Below are 15,976 nucleotides of genomic sequence, written 5' to 3'. Positions count from 1 at the left end.
GCCGGACCGCGTCCGCCGCTAACCGATCACCTATTCCACCCGTTCCAGGGACACTTCGGGAAGGCGCCGGGCCAGCGGCCCGGGCAGCCACCAGGCGCGCCGTCCCAGCAATTGCATGATCGCCGGGACGATCAGGCAGCGGATGACCACGGCGTCCAGCAGAATCGCCACCGCCAGGCCCAGCCCGAACTGCTGCAGCATCCGGGACGGGCTCAGCACGAACGCCGCGAACACCACGATCATGATCGCCCCGGCGGCGGTGATCACCTGACCGGTCGCGGTGAGCCCCTCCCGCACCGCGAGCGCCGGATCGCGGGTGCGGGTCCACTCCTCGTGGATCCGCGACAGCAGGAACACCTCGTAGTCCATGGACAGCCCGAACACGATCGCGAAGATCATCACGGGGATGAACGCCTCGATCGGGCCGGCCTCCGCGCCGAACCGGCCGTCCTGGAACACCAGCGTGATCGCACCGAGCGCGGCCGCGATGCTGAGCAGGTTGAGCAGCGCGGCCTTGATCGGGATCAGCACGGAGCGGAACACCACCAGCAGCAGCAGCGCCGACAGCCCCACCACGATCGCGACGAACAGCGGCAGCCGCCCCGAGACCGTATCGGCGAAGTCCTGCGTGGCGGCCGTGGAACCGCCGACCAGGTACCCGCCGGGGAGCACGTCCTCGCGCAGGGTGTGCACCAGATCCGCGGTGCCCTCGTCCTGCGGCGCCGTCTCCGGGAAGACCAGCACGGTGAACAGCCGGCCGTCGCCGGACGGGATCGGCGGGGTGGCCGCCGCGACGCCGTCCGTGCCGGACAGCACGCCCTGGATCCGGCGCCCCGCTGCCGCGTCCCCCTCCCCCACGACGACCAGCGGGCCGTTGAAGCCCGGCCCGAAGCCCTCGGCCAGCAGGTCGTAGGCCTCGCGGCTGGTCTGGCCGGCCGGGTCGTTCCCGGCGTCGGCGAAGCCCAGGCGCATGCCCAGCGCCGGCGCCGACAGCGCCAGCAGCGCCAGGACGGCCACCAGCAGCGCCGGGACGGGACGGCGCTGCACCGCCATGGCCGCCCGCCGCCACCGCGCGCCCGGCTCCCGGCCCTTCGCGGCGGCCTTGGCGGCCCGCTTCAGCACGTGCCGCCGGATCCGCCCGCCGAAGACGCCCAGCAGCGCCGGCAGCAGCGTCAGCGAGGCCAGCATGGTGACCAGCACGGTCAGCGCGACCGCCAGCGCCACGCCCTGCAGCGCGCCGAGCCCCAGCGCGACCAGGCCGAGCAGCGCGATGACGACCGTGCAGGCGGCGACGAAGACGGTGCGGCCCGCGGCGTCCAGCGCCCGCCGCGTCGCCTCCCGGGGCTCCGCGCCGTCCAGCAGCTCGTGCCGGTAGCGGTAGAAGACCAGCAGCGCGTAGTCGACCCCGACGCCCAGCCCGACCAGCATCATGATCGGCGGGGTGAAGTCGGCCACCGTCGCCACCCGCGAGGCCAGCACGATCAGGCCCATCGAGGCGCCGACCGCGAACAGCGCGGTGACCAGCGGCAGCGCGGCGGCGAGCAGCGAGCCGAACAGCAGGACCAGGATCACCAGCGCGGCCATCATGCCCGCGCCCTCGGCGCCGCCGCCCTCGCTCTCCTCCGCGCCGCGCGCCGCGTCCCCGCCCGCCTCCACCCGCACCCCGGCCGAGGCGGCGGTGCGCGCGGTCTCGATGATCCGGCGGACGTCCTCCTTCGGGACGGCCTCCGCCTTGCCGGACAGCGTCACGGTGCCGTACCCGATCGTGCCGTCCCGGGAGATCGCCGCGGCGTCCTCGTACGGCGCGCGCACGCCCGCCACGCTCGGCAGCCCCTTCACCCGGTCGAGCGCCGCCCGCACCTCCCGCTCGACGGCGGGCGCGCGCAGCCCGCCCGGCGCCTTGACCACGATCTGCACGCTGTCGCCCGCCTGCGCCGCCCCATGCCGCGTCAGCAGGTCGGTGGCGCGCTGCGACTGCGTCCCGGGAAGCGTGAAGTCGTTGCGGTAATCCGCCCCGGCCGCCTGCCCGGCGACCGTGACGGCCACCAGGACCAGCGCCCACAGGGCCAGCGCGGCCCACTTGAACCGGAACGACCACGCCGCCACGCGCGCGATGACGCCTTCGGATCGCCCCGCCATCAGTTCCCCCTCCGGGTGGCGACCCGCAAGCCGACGAACGCGCCGGCCACCGCGAACAGCGGCGGAACGAGCGCGAACACCGCGATCAGCGCGGGATTGCCCTCCACATCGGGGGTGATGCCGAGAACGAAGTGGAAGAACGCGGCGCCGCCCTCGGTGGTCACGAACCCGGCCGCGCCGCCGGCCAGGAAGCCGACGAACGCGCCGCCGGCCTTGCTCGGAGATGAATCGTCCATGGGCACACCGTGCGGGAACGGCATGGCCCGCCGAATCGGCCGCCGGGCGCCGCGAGGCTACGGCGGTTGTTGCGCACCGCCCGCACCGCCCTACGCCCGGGGTTGCGTCCCCGTGCCGCCCGCGTAGCCGGGCGCGACCATGCCGCTCTCGTAGGCCAGCACGACCAGCTGCGCCCGGTCCCGGACGCGCAGCTTGGCCATGATCCGGCTCACCGCGCTCTTGACCGTCGCCGGGCTCAGCACCAACCGCGCGGCGACCTCGTCATTGGACAGCCCCTCCGCGACCAGCCCCACCACCTCGCGCTCGCGCGGCGTGAGCCCGTTCAGCCGCAGATCGGGCCCAGGACGCACCGCCCGTCCCGCGTACTCGGCGATCAGCCGCCGGGTCACCGACGGGCTGATCAGCGCGTCGCCGCGGGCCGCCACCCGCACCGCCCGGATCAGCTCCGCCGGATCGGTGTCCTTGACCAGGAACCCCGCCACGCCCGCGCGCAGCGCCCCGTACACGAACTCGTCCAGGTCGAACGTCGTCAGGATCACGATCCGCACCTCGGGCAGGTCGGCGGCGATCCGCCGGGCCGCCTCGAGCCCGTCCATGCCCGGCATCCGGATGTCCATCAGCACGACATCGGGCCGCTCGGCGCGCGCCATCGCCACCGCGGCCCGCCCGTCGGCGGCCTCCCCGACCACGGCGAGGTCGTCCTCGTCGTCCAGCAGCGAGCGGAAACCGGCGCGGACCAGGGCCTGGTCGTCGGCGAGCAGAACGCGGATCATGCCTGCGCACCGTAGGGCAGCCGGGCCCTCACCCGGAAACCGCCGTCCGGATCCGGCCCGGCCGCCAGCTCGCCGCCCAGCGCCCGCGCCCGCTCCCGCATGCCGCGGATCCCCCCGCCGCCCGCCGCCGCGCCGCCCCGGCCGTCGTCCTCGACCTCGACCCGCAGCTCCGCGGCGCCGTAGCCGAGCGTCACCCGCACCCGGCGCGCCGCCGCGTGCCGGGTCACGTTCGTGACCGACTCCTGCAGGATCCGGTACGCCGCCAGATCGACGCCGGCCGGCAGCGGCCGCGGCTCCCCCTCGGTGCGGACCTCCACCGCCAGCCCGGCCAGCTCGGCGTACCGGACCAGGTCGCCGAGCCGCTCCAGCCGTGCCGCCGGCGCCGTCGCCTCCGCCTCGTCCACCTGCCGCAGCACCCCCAGCGTGGAGCGCAGCTCGCGGAGGGTGTCCCGGCTCGCCTCCTTGATCACGCCGAGCGCCGTCCCGGCCTGCGCCGGATCGCGCTCCAGCCGGTGCAGCGCGGTGCCCGCCTGCACGTTGATCATCGACAGATGGTGGCCGACCACGTCGTGCAGCTCCCGCGCGATCCGCAACCGCTCCTCGACCGCGCGCAGCCGGGCCGCCTCCTCCGTCCGCCGCACCGCCGCCAGCAGCGACTCCTGGCGGCCGTGCCGCACCACGCCGAGCGCGACCACCGCCACCACCCAGCCGGCCAGCATGGTCAGCGCGATCCCGTTGAACTCGTGGTTGCCCGCCAGCGTCCCGAGCCCGGTGCCGATCACCAGCACCGCCGCCACCGCCACCGCCGAGTACGTCCGCCCCTCCGCCGCGACCGCGTACAGGCACAGCATCACCACCACCAGCAGCGGCCCGTCGACCGGGCTCAGCACGTAGTAGACGCCGCTGGCCAGGAGCGCGTACACGCCCGCCGCCAGCACGTGCCTCCGCGGGACGAACAGGGCGCCGCACACGCTGAGGACCAGCGCCGAGTCCAGCAGCGTCCGCGGCCACGGCTGCTCCGGACCGCCCAGCCAAGCCACGACGGTGGCCGCGACCACCAGCGACGTCACGACCGCCGGGAAGACCATCCCCCCAGCTTGGCTTCCTCCCCCGCCCAAAGAAAGGGGATTCCCCTCGCAGGAGGGCTTTCCTGCTAACGGCCGACTCCACCAGCCAGGTGCCGGCAGCTTGGGGGGCTGGTCTTGCTCGAAGCGGCCTCAGGTACCGCGCGAGCACGCTACCTGGCCGGTGAGTTGAAGCCGGAGGCGAGCCTCACCGGCCAGATCGCGAAGCGATGTCGCGCTCGCACCAAGCCAGGTCAGGGTGCGAGCCGCCAGGCGAGCACCCTGGGCCGGGGTTGTATGAACACAGTGTGGGCTGGCCGGGGATGCCCAGGGTGTCCTCGACCAGGGAGACGAAGATCTCCGCGTCGTGCAGCAGCTCGTCGGCCTCGCGCGCGGTGACGGCGCGGGGCAGGCCGGCCTCGGCGGCGGCGCGCTTGTCGGCGCCGGCGGCGAAGAACGCGGCCCATTCGCGCAGCGCCGGATCGGCCTCGGGCAGGAGCACCCAGACGCTGCGCGGACGGCTCCGGCGTTGGGGGTCGGCCGGCTCCTTGGACGCCAGCACGGCGGCCGCGGCGCGCAGCGCGGCCAGGTGCGCGCAGACGTACCGGACGGCGGGCGAGGTCGCCTCGGCCGCCTCGGCCAGGCCCATCCGGGCGGCGTGCAGCTGGCCCACCGCGGTCTGCGCGGGACGCGGCGGTTGCGGTGGACGGGATCGGGGACTGGGCAGGCGCTGGGCAGAAGAGTGGAGCCCGTGTGCGGTCATCGCTGTGGACATGACTGCCTCCTTCCGGCGGCTCGGGCCGGCCGGGCGGAGAGCTTCCCCTCACTCCGCCCGGCCGTCCGTCCCGGCGGGGACGTCGCCCTGGTGCGGGCCGCGAGTCCCGCACCACGTCGAACATAAGTTCGACGCATTCACAGTAAACCGTCCTGACGTCGATTCGTCAATGCGTTCGAACGAGTGGCGTGACCCGCAGTGATCTTGCGAGGTCACCGCGGGCGGCGCACGTGGACGGGCACACCGGTCTTGACGATCTCGGGGAAGTACTCGGCGATGTGCATCGGGAGCCGGACGCAGCCGTGGGAGGCGGGGTGGCGGGGGACGTCGAGGGCGCCGTGGAAGGCGATGCCGCCGTTGAAGTAGATCGGGTTGTAGAGCCGGCCGAGCGGCGAGACCTCCCAGCCGGAGGCGCGGCGTCCCGTGCGGAAGTCGCCGGTGCCGGTGGTGGCGTAGCGGCAGCGGGCGACCTTGGCGCCGCGGTCCTTGGCGCAGTAGTACTCGCCCGATCCGGAGGAGATGTGCGTGATCAGGTCCGGCTTGCCGTCCTTGTAGACGACGAGGAACTGGCGGCGCAGGTCGACGTCGACGCGGTCGGCCTCGCGGCGCTTGGCCATGGGCTCGGGCTGCTTGGGGGCGTCGAGGGCGGCCCAGGTCTTCTTGCCCACGTTGCTGCTGGGCTTGAGCCGGTTGACCTTCTGGAAGGCCCACACGGCCATCTGGGTGGAGAGCCCGTACCTGCCGTCGGCGCGGCCGGGGTCGTACTTGAGTTGCTTGAGACGCCGCTGCAGTTGCCTGACGTCCTCGCCCTTGGTGCCCGCCTTGAGCGTTCGGCGCGGAGGCCGGGTCGTGGGAGCGGCGGTCGGGGCGGTCGTGGACGGAGAGGCGGCGGGCGTCTCGGCGGTCCGGCCGGCGTTCGTCTCGCCGCCGGAGCATCCGGCCACCATCATGGCCCCGCCCGCGATCAGCAACGTGCCCTTTCGAACGCTCATCTGGCTCCCTCGCACATATGGTCCCCTCGGGCGCTGTCCTCCCTTGGACGCGACGAGACTCAAGGGGGGTTCGACCACTTTAGAGTGATATTCCGCCTACGGAAGGTGGCATCGCCTCCGCCGCCGGCTCCGGGCGGCTCTAAAGTGATGCCCATGCATCCCAACGTGGAACGGGTCGCCCGCGCGCTGCGCGAGCAGGGCGCCACCGGGGAGATCGTCGAGCTGCCCGAGGCGGCGCCGACCGCGCAGGCCGCGGCCGACCAGCTGGACTGCGCGGTCGGGGCGATCGCCAACAGCCTCGTCTTCGACGCCGACGGGACGCCGCTGCTGGTGCTGACCAGCGGCGCGCACCGGGTCGACACGGCGCGGGTCGCGGCGCTGGTGGGCGCCGCGAAGGTCAGGCGGGCGGCCCCCGAGTTCGTGCGCGCGGCCACCGGCCAGACGATCGGGGGCGTCGCGCCGTTGGGCCATCCGGCGCCGATCCGTACCCTGGTGGACGTCTGGCTGGACAAGTACGACCGGGTCTGGGCGGCGGGCGGGATCGCCCACACCGTGTTCCCGACCTCGTACGAGGAATTGCTGAGGATCACCGGCGGCGAGTCCGCCGACGTGGGGGTGGGCGAATGACCGGCACCGAACTGTGGCACAACCCGCGCTGCTCCAAGAGCAGGGCCGCCAAGGCCGCGCTGGACGAGGCGGGCACGCCGTACACCGAGCGTCGCTACCTGGACGAACCGCCCACGGCCGAGGAGCTGGACGCCGTCCTGAAGCGGATCGGGGCCGAGCCGTGGGACGTGGCGCGGCTGAACGAGCCGGTCGCCAAGGAGCTGGGCCTCAAGGACATGGAGCGCGACCGGGCGCGCTGGATCGCGACGATGGTGGCCAACCCGTCGCTGATCCAGCGGCCGATCGTGCTGACCGCGGACGGGGACGCTGTGGTGGCGCGCGATCCCGAGTCGGTGCGCAAGGCTCTCGACAGCGCGTGATGCGAGTGTGATTCTGGGAGACTGACGGGGACCGATCCAGAGTGATCGCGGAGGGGCGATGACCGCGCAGATGCGCACCGGCCCGGCGGCGCGCCACGCCGACTTCAGGGGGATCGATCCGGCGGCGCTGAACCAGCTGATCAAGCAGGTGCAGGACGCCAACACCGCCATCAGCGGCTGGCTGAACGGGCATCGTCCGCCGGCCGGGGTGTCGGCCGCGGGGTACCGGCAGGCCGAGCAGGTGGCGCGGTGGGCGGCCGATCAGCTGGGCATGCTGACCCGCCGCTACAACTACGCGATGACGCATCCGGACCGGGGCGGCGGGGTCGAGGCGCCGCCCGCTCCGGCGCCGCGGCCGCGCACGCCCGGCGGCGCGCCCGGGGACGGGCCCGCGCCCGGTGGCACGCTTGAGCCGGTGCTGCCGCCGAAGCGGGCGGAGCCGCCCCGGCAGGCGGCGCCCGCGCCCCGGCCGCCCTCGACCACCCCGAATGGCGCGGGCGGCGATCTGGGCAACTTCCCGACCCGGCCGGACGCCGCGAAGGCCGCCAAGACCGACGCGCTGGCGGTGGCGGCGGCCGTCCAGGACGGCAAGCCGGTGCCCGCGTCGGTGTGGAGCCACCTGAAGGACAACGCCGGCGATCCCGACTACACCGAGAAGCTGTACGAGCGGCTCGGCCCGGCGGCGGCCGCCGACCTGCTCAAGGCCGCGGGCGGTGACCAGGCCCGGGTGGGCGCGGTCCGGGAGTCGCTCGGCACCGCGAGCCACCACGTGGTGATGGACGCGCGGTGGCTGCGCGCGTTCCTGGCCGAGGCCGACCGGGCGGGGGTCCGGCCGGTCGCCGTCCAGGTCCTCACCGGGGCCGACATGAGCCGCCGCACCCGCGAGGCCGCCGGCAAGCTCGACCTCAAGCCCGTCGCCGACCGCAAGGCCGGATAGCCGAGCCGGCAGAGAGGAGGCCGCGATGGCCGCTCCCCCGCCCCCGGGCAGCCTCCCGCCGCCGCTGGACTCGGCGGCGGCGACCCGGCTGCCGCCGACCGAGCGGCCTAACCCGGCCTACCGCGAGCTGTACCAGGCGTACGCCGACGCCTACGGCAGCATCAACCGGCTCCGCCAGGCCCTGGATCCCGCGGTGCGGACGCTGAACGGCACTGACGCCTGGCTGGGCCCCGAGGCCCGCCAGTGGGGCGGCCAGCTGGAGACCAACCGCGGCACGCTGCAAAAGGCCGCCGACAAAATCCTGTGGGACATCTACGACCGGCTGTCGGCGACGCAGCGGACCGTCCCGCGGGCCTGACCGCTGGGTCTACCCTCGACCAGGTGAAGGAAGCCAAGCTCCGCGAGATCGACCACCGCGCCTTCCTGCGGCGGCTCGACCCGATCCTGGCGGTGTACGCGGCGGCGATGCGGCCGCCCGCCGAACAGCTCCCCGGCCGCCACACGATCATGGAACGGCACACCTCGTACCCGGGATTCCGGGCGGTGGTGGCAGAGCGGCGCGGGGCACTGCTGCCGCGCGGCGGGATCCGCGGGTTCGGCTACGGGTTCCACGGCGCGCGCGGCCAGTGGTGGCACGACGTGGTGCGCGGCGCGCTGGCCGGGACGGCCGGCGAGGAGCACGCGGTCCGGTGGCTGGACGACCCCTTCGAGGTCGCCGAGTTGCACGTGCACCCCGATCATCAGGGGCAGGGGCTGGGGCGGCGGCTGCTGAACACCCTGTGCGAGGGCCGTCCCGAGCGGACCGTGGTGCTGTCGACGCTGGACCGCGGCCCGGAGGAGACCCCCGCCAGGCGGCTCTACCGGTCGGTGGGCATGGTCGACCTGCTGACCGGGTTCGTGTTCCCGGGCGGGGGCCCGCCCTACGCCGTGATGGGGGCGGCGCTGCCGCTGGCGCCGTACGAGCCGGGCATCGCCGCCGGCCCGTCGCCGGGCGCCGCGTAGGAGGCGGCGTCCAGCAGCCCGTACACCTCACGGGTCGCGGTGGACTTGTTGAAGGTGATGAAGTGGATGCCGGGCGCGTCCTGCTCCAGCAGCTCGCGGCACAGCTCGGCGGCGTGCTCGATGCCCAGCCGCCGCACCGCGTCGGGGTCGTCGGCGACGGCGTCGAAGCGCTCCCGGACCTCGGGCGGGAACGGCGCGCCGGACAGCTGCTCGGACCGCTCGATCGTGCTCATCTGGGTGACCGGCATGATCCCCGGGACGATCGGCACGTCGCATCCGGCGGCCTGCACCCGGTCGCGCAGCCGGAAGTAGTCCTCGGCGCGGAAGAACATCTGGGTGATCGCGTAGTCGGCGCCGGACCGGCACTTCTCCACGAAGTAGCGGGTGTCGCTCTCGACGTCGACGGAGCGGGGGTGCTTGTAGGGGAAGGCGGCGACCCCGACGCAGAAGTCGCCGGCCGAGCGGATCATCCGCACCAGGTCGGCGGCGTACTCCACGCCCTCCGGGTGCCTGATCCACTCCCCCATCGGGTCGCCCGGCGGGTCGCCGCGCAGGGCCAGCAGGTTGCGGACGCCGGCCGCGGCGAACCGGCCGATGAGGTTGCGCAGCTCGGCGGTGGAGTGGTCGACCGCGGTGAAGTGCGCCACCGGGGTCAGGGTGGTCTCGGTCGCGATCCGCTCGACGATGTCCACCGTGGTGTCGCGGGTGCCGCCGCCGGCGCCGTAGGTCACCGACACGAAGGTCGGGTGCAGCGTCTCCAGCTCGCGGATGGCGCGCCAGAGGTTGCGGACGCCGTTGTCGGTCTTGGGCGGGAAGAACTCGAAGGAGAAGGACCTGCCACCGGCGGCGAGCAGCTCACGGATGGTGGGGGCTCGGTCAGGGCGTTCGCGTCGCATCCTCCAAGGGTAGTGCCGCCCGCCCCCGTCCCCGGCGCCCGCGGCTTCGCGGCGGATCGTCAAGACTCCGGCAGGGGGCCGGCGCCGGAGGGGCAAAATTCCCATGGTGACACCGGTGAAGGCCGGGAGATTTCGTTACATTCGACGAAATACTCCCCCGGCAATGGGGAAGGCTGCCTACACCACTGGATACGATCATCGCATGTCCATGAGCCGCATCCGCAAGGAGGTCGACGCGGCACTGCTGGCATTCGTCGACCGGCAGCGCCCCGGCCTGCTGGCCATCAGCCCGGAACTGGCGCCCATGCTGGGCGCGCTGGACGCGCTGCTGGCAGGTGGGAAGCGGCTGCGGCCCGCGTTCTGCTTCTGGGGCTGGCAGGCCGCCGGCGGCCGGGAACCGCGTGAGGGCGTGGTCGCGGCGGCGGCGTCGCTGGAGCTGCTGCAGGCCAGCGCGCTGATCCACGACGACGTCATGGACTCCAGCGACACCCGCCGGGGGCAGCCCTCGGTGCACCGGCGGTTCCAGGCGCTGGCGCGCGCGGAGGGCTGGTCCGGGCACGCCGGGCCGTTCGGTGAGGGCGCCGCGATCCTGCTCGGCGATCTGTGCCTGGCCTGGTCCAGCGAGATGTACGAGACCAGCGGCGTCGCCCGGGACCTGATCGGCCCCGGCCGCCAGGTCTACGACCTGATGCGCACCGAGGTCATGTGCGGCCAGTACCTCGACCTGCTGGAGGGCGTGCGCGGCGCGGGCACGGTCGAGGCGGCGCTGCGGGTGGTGGAGTTCAAGAGCGCCAAGTACACCATCGAGCGTCCGCTGCACCTGGGCGCGACGCTGGCCGGGGGCTCGCCCGAGGTCGTCGAAGCGCTGCGCGCCTACGGACGGCCGCTGGGCATCGCCTTCCAGCTTCGCGACGACGTGCTCGGCGTCTTCGGCGACCCGGCCGAGACGGGCAAGCCCGCCGGGGACGATCTGCGCGAGGGCAAGCGGACCGTGCTGATCGCGCAGACCCTGGAACGTGCCGACGCCGCCGGGACCGCCGTGCTGGACCGGCTGCTGGGCGATCCCGGGCTGACCCCGGAGGGGGTGGCCGAGCTGCGCGCGATCATCGAGGGGACGGGCGGGCTGGCCGCCTGCGAGGAGATGATCGAGCGGTACGCCCGGGAGGCCGCCGACGCCCTCGCCGCCGCCCCGGTCAACGGCGAGGCGCGGATCGCGCTGGAGGAACTGGCGGTCGCCGCCACCTCCCGGCAGGCCTGAGCCGACCGCCGGCCGCCGCTCGCGCCCCAGCGGCGCGCGCACCTGTTGCGCAGGCGCCGCTCTGTGGCGCGATGTGGCCAAACCGACCCGGCGGGGTAGCACTGTCCCACCAATCAGTGGCACAAATGGCGGCATGGTCACAGACCCCGACCGGCACGGCGCGCCGCGCGTCCCGCCGCTGCCCGAGGCGGAGTGGAACGAAACGCTCAAGGTGGTCGCCGCCACCGTCGGCCCCCTCAACATCTTCACCACGCTGGGACGCCACCGCGAGCTGTTCGACTCGTGGCTCGGCTTCGGCTCGATGCTGCTGCTCAAGGGGACGCTCACAGGACGGGTCCGGGAGCTGGCCATCCTGCGCACCGCCCACCTGGCCTCCTGCGAGTACGAGTGGGCCCACCACCACCGCATCGGCCTGGACGCGGGGCTCGCCGAGGCCGAGATCGCCGCGCTGCGGCTGGGCCTGGACGAGCACCCGTGGGACGCCGCCGACCGCGCGGTCCTGACCGCCGTCGACGAGTTGCACGCCGACGGCACGCTCGGCGACCGGACCTGGGCGGCGCTGGCCGGCCGGCTCGGCGAGAACGAGCTGATCGAGCTGGTCGTCCTGATCGGGCACTACCACATGCTGGCGTTCGCGCTGAACGCGCTGCGCGTGCGCCCCGACGCCGGCCACTGACAGGGAGCACCGATGGAGAGGCCCTGCACGTCGGCCGCGGCGGCGCTCGCGTGTCCTCGCGTGTCACCTTCCCGCTGTCCGCCCGTTCCCTCTCCTACTGGGACGAGGGGAGCGGCTCATCCCGGGACATCGCCCTCCAGGACGCGTTCGCGCAGGGGGGCGCCTCCTGCCGTGGCTAAGATCACGGTTCTCCTGCCGGGTGCGACGGGCACAGGGTAGAAATAAAGGCATTCTTCGTCCGTCCCCGCCGAGTCGGAGCCCCCAGTGCCGCACGATCCCTCCCGAGGGAGGACGCCCCCTCGCCTCACGCCGGTCCCTTCCGGCGTGGGAGGCTCCGGTCCTGCCCGTCCCGGCGGAGGGGAGCGGCCGGGCGGCGAGCGCGCGCACCGCGCCCGGTCCGCCGCCGACGGCGCGCGGGACGACGGTCCCCGCGGCCGCGCCGACCGTGATCACGACGCCCCGGTGGACGCCGGCCCCGACGAACCCGGTCCCGCGCGGGCCGCGGCGGCGCGGCCCCGGAGCGGCGGCAGGCGGCCGCTGACCGGCGACGACCCGCGCCGCATCGGCACCTACCGGCTGACCGAGCGGCTGGGCGAGGGCGGCCAGGGCGTGGTTTACCTCGGCCGCGACGAGGACGGCGGCCCGGTCGCCGTGAAGCTGCTGCGCGGCGGGGCCGGGGCGAGCCAGCGCGCCCGCGCCCGCTTCGTCAAGGAGGCCGAGGCGGCGCTCCAGGTCACCGGGCGGAGCACCGCGCAGGTCCTGGACGCCGATGTCACCGGCGACCGGCCCTACATCGTCAGCGAGTACGTCGAGGGCCCGTCCCTCCAGCGGCTCGTCGAGGAGCGCGGCCCGCTGCCGTCCGAGCGGCTGGAGCGGACGGCGCTGCGCACCGCGCGGTCGCTGGCCGCGATCCACAAGGCCGGGATCGTGCACCGCGACTTCAAGCCCGGCAACGTGCTGCTCGGCCCGGACGGCGCCAAGGTGATCGACTTCGGGATCGCCCGTGCCCTGGACGCCGCCCCGCTGACCACCGGCCCCATCGGCACGCCCGCGTACATGGCGCCCGAGCAGATCGAGGACGAGCCCGTCGGCCCGCCCGCCGACGTCTTCGCCTGGGCCGCCACGATGGTGTACGCGGGGACCGGCCGGCCGCCGTTCGGCACCGGCCCCAACGCGGCCGTCATGCGCCGGGTCACCAGCCGCCGCCCCGACCTGGGCGACCTGGAGGGGCCGCTGGGCGACCTGGTCGCGCGCTGCCTCGACAAGAACCCGGCCGCCCGGCCCACGGCCCGGCAGGTGGTGCGGGCGCTGCGGGACGGCCAGGAGTTCGCGCCGAAGCCGCGTCCCAAGCGGATCCCCCGGTACCGGTGGCGGATGATGGTGGCGCTCGCCGCGGTGATGTCGACCGGTTTCGTGCTGGGCATCCTCTTCTAGGACGGTACGGCGGGACGGGTCACCAGTGCGGCGGGCGGTCCTCGATCAGCCGCGCGTCGTCGTCACCGCCGCGCCAGTCGCCCCAGCCGGAGTCGGTGTCGTCGGAGGTCTGGTCCGGGAGGATCTCCAGATCGTCGTCGGACAGATCCACCGGGCGCTCGTCTTCGGGTCCCAGGCTCATGGCCCCATTGTCGGGCATCGCGCGCGGTGGTCGGCCGCGGATGTGATCCAGAGCATCGGTGATCCGTCCCACCCGGCGGCCGGGCGCGGCCCCGGGTCAGCCGGCCTCGCGCAGCCGCCGCGCCAGCTCCGCCGCCGCGGCCCCCGGATCGTCGGCCTCGGTGATCGCCCGGACGACCACGGCCCGCCGCGCGCCCGCGTCCAGGACCTGCTGGAGGCGGCCGGAGTCGATCCCGCCGATCGCGAACCACGGGCGCCCCTCGCGCTGCGCCGCCACGTACTCCAGCAGCTTCAGGCCGGGCGCCGCCCGGCCCGGCTTGGTCGGCGTCGGCCAGACCGGGCCGGCGCAGAAGTAGTCGACGCCCGGCTCGGCGGCCGCGGCCGAGGCCTGCTCGTCGGAGTGCGTGGACCGGCCGATCAGGATGTCCTCGCCCACGATCGCGCGGGCGGCCCCGACCGGCAGGTCGTCCTGCCCGAGGTGCAGCACGTCTGCCTGGACGGCGTGCGCGATGTCGGCCCGGTCGTTGACGGCCAGCAGCGCCCCGTGCCGGTCGCAGGCGTCCCGGAACACCCGCAGGTGCTCCATCTCCTGCCGCGCTTCCAGGTCCTTCTGGCGAAGCTGGACGATGTCGACGCCGCCCGCGAGCGCCGCGTCGAGGAAGGCGGGCAGGTCCCCCTGACGCTCCCGGGCGTCCGTGCAGAGGTAGAGGCGGGACCGGTCGAGCCGGGCGCGCAGGGCCACGGCACGTTCGGAGAGCAGATGCCTGGACACGGTCGGGGCTGGTTCCTTTCCGGCACTGGGCAGAAGCGATCACGGGGCCGGCGCGGCGCGAACCGCCGCCGCGCGCGGCCCCGTCATCCTGTCATGTGTGCTGCTTTGGACTGCTCTGATGGGCTAAGTCCGGTTCCGCGCCGGGCCCGGACCGCCGGTCAGAAGGCCAGCGCCTGCGCCCGCCTGCGGACCTCGGTTCCGCGGTTCTCGCTGAGCGCCTGGACCGGCGTGCCCGGCAGCGTGTCGTCGGCGGTGAAGAGCCAGCGCAGGGTCTCCACATCGTCGAACCCCGCGTCCGACAGCAGCGTGAGAGTGCCGGGCAGCCCCTTGACGACCTGCCCGTCCTTGATGAAGGACGCGGGCACCATGGGCCTGCCCTCGCGGCGTACCGCCAGCAGTTTGCGCTCGCTGAGCAGCTGCTTGATCCTGCCGCTCTTGATCCCGAGGGCGTCGGTCGCCTCCTTGAGGGTGAGCCACTCACCGACGAGGGATTCGGTCCGGGGATCCAGAGCGCTTTCTACGGTTGCGTGCAGTTGCGTCACGCCCCCTTGCTACCACGCGCCCATGACGCTCAAACCCTCAGGAACGCACCGCGTCCTTGATCGGAATGTCGGGATCGGCGACGGCCTCGGGGTCGACCGGGGTGCCCGCGGCGATGACCCGTCTGGCCTGCATCAGGTCGCGCGGCCGGTTCACCGTGAGGACGGCCTCCAGCCGGTCCCCGCTGAGCCAGCAGACCGCCCACTTGGCCTCCGCCGGGTCGCCGCGGCGGACGAGGCGTTCGGCCGCGGGGTGGTGGCCCGCGTACTGGACCATGCGCCCGAACTGCTCGGACCAGAAGTAGGGGACGGGGTCGTAGGCCGCCTCCTGGCCGAGCAGGGTCGCGGCGGCGACCTCGGGGGCGTTGAGGGCGGTGTCCCAGTGCTCGACGAGCAGGCGGCGCCCGTACCGGTGCGACCACCAGGCCGCGCAGTCGCCGACCGCGACGATGTCGGAGCGGAGGTCGTCCGCGCCGACGGTCGCGCGGAACGCGGCGTCGGTGACGATCCCGCCCTGGACCAGGACGCCGGAGCCCTCCAGCCAGTCCAGCGAGGGGCGGACGCCGACGCCGACCACGACCTCGTCGGCGGCGATCCGGCCGCCGTCGGCGAGGGCGAGGCCGTCCGCCTCGATCGCGGCGACCTTGACGCCCGTGCGCAACTCCACGCCCGCCTCGGCGTACCAGGGGGCGGTGAGCGCGCCGACCTCCGGCCCGACGGCGTTGGCCAGCGGCGTGTCGGCCGCCTCCACGACGGTGACCGCGCAGCCCTTCCGGGCGGCGGTGGTGGCGACCTCGGCGCCGATCCAGCCGGCCCCGACGATGACGACGCGGGTGCCCTCGGCCAGGCGGGCGCGCAGGGCGCGGGCGTCGTCGACGGTGCGCAGCACCCGCTGCGGCCCGCCGCCGGGCAGCGTGATCGGGGCGGCCCCGGTCGCGATGACGAGCCCGTCGAAGCGCAGGTCGCCGGCCGTGGTGGCGACCGTACCGCCGCCTCCCGGCGCGGGCCGCAGCGCGGTGGCGCGCTCGCCGAGCAGCAGCCGGGCGCCGAGCGCGTCCCAGTCGGCGTCGACGGTGGTGTCGTCGCGCTCGCCGGCCAGCACCGCCTTCGACAGCGGCGGCCGGTCGTACGGCCGGTGCCGCTCCGCGGAGACGAGCGTCAGCCCGCCCTGGAATCCCTTGCCGCGCAGGGCCTCGACCGCTCGCACGCCGGCCAGCCCGCCACCCACCACGACCACGCTCTCCATGACGGCTCACGATAACCACCGGACCGGCCCGCGGGACGGGTGGTGCCCGGGTCGCCCCATAATCAGCAGG

General features: G+C 74.4%; 19 protein-coding genes. 8 read left to right on the top strand and 11 right to left on the bottom strand.

All coding sequences use genetic code 11. The features are described 5' to 3' along the window. Positions 1–30 precede the first annotated feature (30 nt). The 6 genes from ABD340_RS07010 to ABD340_RS06985 all read right to left on the bottom strand — a co-directional run bounded on the left by ABD340_RS07010 (position 31) and on the right by ABD340_RS06985 (position 5,980). A complete protein-coding gene (locus ABD340_RS07010) occupies positions 31–2,139 on the bottom strand; it encodes an MMPL family transporter (RefSeq protein WP_344587737.1) in 2,109 nt (702 codons plus the stop codon). Continuing rightward, the gene (locus ABD340_RS07005; RefSeq protein WP_344587736.1) at positions 2,139–2,375 is read right to left on the bottom strand and encodes a hypothetical protein; all 237 of its coding nucleotides are present in this window, start codon (positions 2,373–2,375) and stop codon (positions 2,139–2,141) included. Before ABD340_RS07005 ends, ABD340_RS07010 begins: the two co-directional genes overlap by 1 nt. A 90-nt stretch (positions 2,376–2,465) precedes the next feature. Then, on the bottom strand, positions 2,466–3,149 hold the full coding sequence (locus ABD340_RS07000) for a response regulator transcription factor (RefSeq protein ID WP_344587735.1): 684 nt from the start codon (positions 3,147–3,149) through the stop codon (positions 2,466–2,468). Beyond that, positions 3,146–4,237 carry a sensor histidine kinase gene (locus ABD340_RS06995; RefSeq protein WP_344587734.1) on the bottom strand — a complete coding sequence of 364 codons (1,092 nt, stop codon included), beginning with the start codon at positions 4,235–4,237 and terminating at the stop codon, positions 3,146–3,148. Before ABD340_RS06995 ends, ABD340_RS07000 begins: the two co-directional genes overlap by 4 nt. Before the next feature lie 184 nt (positions 4,238–4,421). Next, complete coding sequence (locus ABD340_RS06990; RefSeq protein ID WP_344587732.1) at positions 4,422–4,988, bottom strand: SAV_6107 family HEPN domain-containing protein; 567 nt, start codon at positions 4,986–4,988, stop codon at positions 4,422–4,424. A 212-nt stretch (positions 4,989–5,200) separates the two neighbouring features. Continuing rightward, the gene (locus tag ABD340_RS06985) at positions 5,201–5,980 is read right to left on the bottom strand and encodes a L,D-transpeptidase family protein (protein ID WP_344587731.1); all 780 of its coding nucleotides are present in this window, start codon (positions 5,978–5,980) and stop codon (positions 5,201–5,203) included. Positions 5,981–6,133: 153 nt separating this feature from the next. Between ABD340_RS06985 and ABD340_RS06980 the strand changes: the two genes are divergently transcribed. From ABD340_RS06980 to ABD340_RS06960, 5 genes are read left to right on the top strand one after another with little or no spacing between them, the layout of a single operon-like run. Then, a complete protein-coding gene (locus ABD340_RS06980; protein ID WP_344587730.1) occupies positions 6,134–6,607 on the top strand; it encodes a YbaK/EbsC family protein in 474 nt (157 codons plus the stop codon). After that, positions 6,604–6,966, top strand: coding sequence for an arsenate reductase family protein (locus ABD340_RS06975; RefSeq protein WP_344587729.1), 363 nt, complete (start codon positions 6,604–6,606; stop codon positions 6,964–6,966). Before ABD340_RS06980 ends, ABD340_RS06975 begins: the two co-directional genes overlap by 4 nt. A gap of 58 nt (positions 6,967–7,024) precedes the next feature. Beyond that, positions 7,025–7,903, top strand: a complete 879-nt coding sequence (locus tag ABD340_RS06970; protein WP_344587728.1) for a hypothetical protein — start codon at positions 7,025–7,027, stop codon at positions 7,901–7,903. A 25-nt stretch (positions 7,904–7,928) separates the two neighbouring features. Next, entirely contained in the window at positions 7,929–8,261 is a 333-nt protein-coding gene (locus ABD340_RS06965) for a hypothetical protein (RefSeq protein ID WP_344587727.1), read from the top strand. A gap of 23 nt (positions 8,262–8,284) precedes the next feature. Beyond that, positions 8,285–8,905 (top strand): GNAT family N-acetyltransferase, encoded by a 621-nt coding sequence (locus tag ABD340_RS06960; protein WP_344587726.1) that lies wholly within the window; start codon positions 8,285–8,287, stop codon positions 8,903–8,905. Here the strand turns inward: ABD340_RS06960 and metF are convergent. Beyond that, the gene (gene metF, locus ABD340_RS06955; protein ID WP_344587725.1) at positions 8,824–9,801 is read right to left on the bottom strand and encodes a methylenetetrahydrofolate reductase [NAD(P)H]; all 978 of its coding nucleotides are present in this window, start codon (positions 9,799–9,801) and stop codon (positions 8,824–8,826) included. The genes ABD340_RS06960 and metF overlap by 82 nt on opposite strands. Positions 9,802–10,003: 202 nt before the next feature. Here metF and ABD340_RS06950 point away from each other — a divergent pair, with 202 nt between their 5' ends. The 3 genes from ABD340_RS06950 to ABD340_RS06940 all read left to right on the top strand — a co-directional run bounded on the left by ABD340_RS06950 (position 10,004) and on the right by ABD340_RS06940 (position 13,169). Beyond that, positions 10,004–11,059 carry a polyprenyl synthetase family protein gene (locus ABD340_RS06950; protein ID WP_344587724.1) on the top strand — a complete coding sequence of 352 codons (1,056 nt, stop codon included), beginning with the start codon at positions 10,004–10,006 and terminating at the stop codon, positions 11,057–11,059. Between the two features lie 133 nt (positions 11,060–11,192). Beyond that, positions 11,193–11,735 (top strand): carboxymuconolactone decarboxylase family protein, encoded by a 543-nt coding sequence (locus ABD340_RS06945; protein WP_344587723.1) that lies wholly within the window; start codon positions 11,193–11,195, stop codon positions 11,733–11,735. A 324-nt stretch (positions 11,736–12,059) separates the two neighbouring features. Then, a complete protein-coding gene (locus ABD340_RS06940) occupies positions 12,060–13,169 on the top strand; it encodes a serine/threonine-protein kinase (protein WP_344587722.1) in 1,110 nt (369 codons plus the stop codon). Positions 13,170–13,188: 19 nt separating this feature from the next. Here the strand turns inward: ABD340_RS06940 and ABD340_RS06935 are convergent, their stop codons facing one another. From ABD340_RS06935 to ABD340_RS06920, 4 genes are all read right to left on the bottom strand, one after another. After that, positions 13,189–13,350, bottom strand: a complete 162-nt coding sequence (locus tag ABD340_RS06935; RefSeq protein WP_344587720.1) for a hypothetical protein — start codon at positions 13,348–13,350, stop codon at positions 13,189–13,191. Positions 13,351–13,446: 96 nt separating this feature from the next. Then, a complete protein-coding gene (gene thiE / locus ABD340_RS06930; protein WP_344587719.1) occupies positions 13,447–14,121 on the bottom strand; it encodes a thiamine phosphate synthase in 675 nt (224 codons plus the stop codon). A gap of 158 nt (positions 14,122–14,279) precedes the next feature. After that, positions 14,280–14,663 carry an Rv2175c family DNA-binding protein gene (locus tag ABD340_RS06925; protein WP_344587718.1) on the bottom strand — a complete coding sequence of 128 codons (384 nt, stop codon included), beginning with the start codon at positions 14,661–14,663 and terminating at the stop codon, positions 14,280–14,282. Positions 14,664–14,700: 37 nt separating this feature from the next. Then, positions 14,701–15,906, bottom strand: coding sequence for an NAD(P)/FAD-dependent oxidoreductase (locus ABD340_RS06920; RefSeq protein WP_344587717.1), 1,206 nt, complete (start codon positions 15,904–15,906; stop codon positions 14,701–14,703). Between the last annotated feature and the right edge of the window lie 70 nt (positions 15,907–15,976).

The organism is Actinomadura vinacea (assembly GCF_039532545.1).
GTDB classification, from domain to species: domain Bacteria; phylum Actinomycetota; class Actinomycetes; order Streptosporangiales; family Streptosporangiaceae; genus Spirillospora; species Spirillospora vinacea.
The sequence above is the reverse complement of the archived record's forward strand: the minus strand, read 5'-3'. Positions and strand labels throughout refer to the sequence as shown.

Coding starts and splice junctions, on each gene's coding strand:
- ABD340_RS07010 (WP_344587737.1), bottom strand. CDS start 2,139: ATGGCGGGGCGATCCGAAGGCGTCATCGCGCGCGTGGCGGCGTGGTCG.
- ABD340_RS07005 (WP_344587736.1), bottom strand. CDS start 2,375: ATGGACGATTCATCTCCGAGCAAGGCCGGCGGCGCGTTCGTCGGCTTC.
- ABD340_RS07000 (WP_344587735.1), bottom strand. CDS start 3,149: ATGATCCGCGTTCTGCTCGCCGACGACCAGGCCCTGGTCCGCGCCGGT.
- ABD340_RS06995 (WP_344587734.1), bottom strand. CDS start 4,237: ATGGTCTTCCCGGCGGTCGTGACGTCGCTGGTGGTCGCGGCCACCGTC.
- ABD340_RS06990 (WP_344587732.1), bottom strand. CDS start 4,988: ATGTCCACAGCGATGACCGCACACGGGCTCCACTCTTCTGCCCAGCGC.
- ABD340_RS06985 (WP_344587731.1), bottom strand. CDS start 5,980: ATGAGCGTTCGAAAGGGCACGTTGCTGATCGCGGGCGGGGCCATGATG.
- ABD340_RS06980 (WP_344587730.1), top strand. CDS start 6,134: ATGCATCCCAACGTGGAACGGGTCGCCCGCGCGCTGCGCGAGCAGGGC.
- ABD340_RS06975 (WP_344587729.1), top strand. CDS start 6,604: ATGACCGGCACCGAACTGTGGCACAACCCGCGCTGCTCCAAGAGCAGG.
- ABD340_RS06970 (WP_344587728.1), top strand. CDS start 7,025: ATGACCGCGCAGATGCGCACCGGCCCGGCGGCGCGCCACGCCGACTTC.
- ABD340_RS06965 (WP_344587727.1), top strand. CDS start 7,929: ATGGCCGCTCCCCCGCCCCCGGGCAGCCTCCCGCCGCCGCTGGACTCG.
- metF (WP_344587725.1), bottom strand. CDS start 9,801: ATGCGACGCGAACGCCCTGACCGAGCCCCCACCATCCGTGAGCTGCTC.
- ABD340_RS06950 (WP_344587724.1), top strand. CDS start 10,004: ATGTCCATGAGCCGCATCCGCAAGGAGGTCGACGCGGCACTGCTGGCA.
- ABD340_RS06945 (WP_344587723.1), top strand. CDS start 11,193: ATGGTCACAGACCCCGACCGGCACGGCGCGCCGCGCGTCCCGCCGCTG.
- ABD340_RS06935 (WP_344587720.1), bottom strand. CDS start 13,350: ATGAGCCTGGGACCCGAAGACGAGCGCCCGGTGGATCTGTCCGACGAC.
- ABD340_RS06920 (WP_344587717.1), bottom strand. CDS start 15,906: ATGGAGAGCGTGGTCGTGGTGGGTGGCGGGCTGGCCGGCGTGCGAGCG.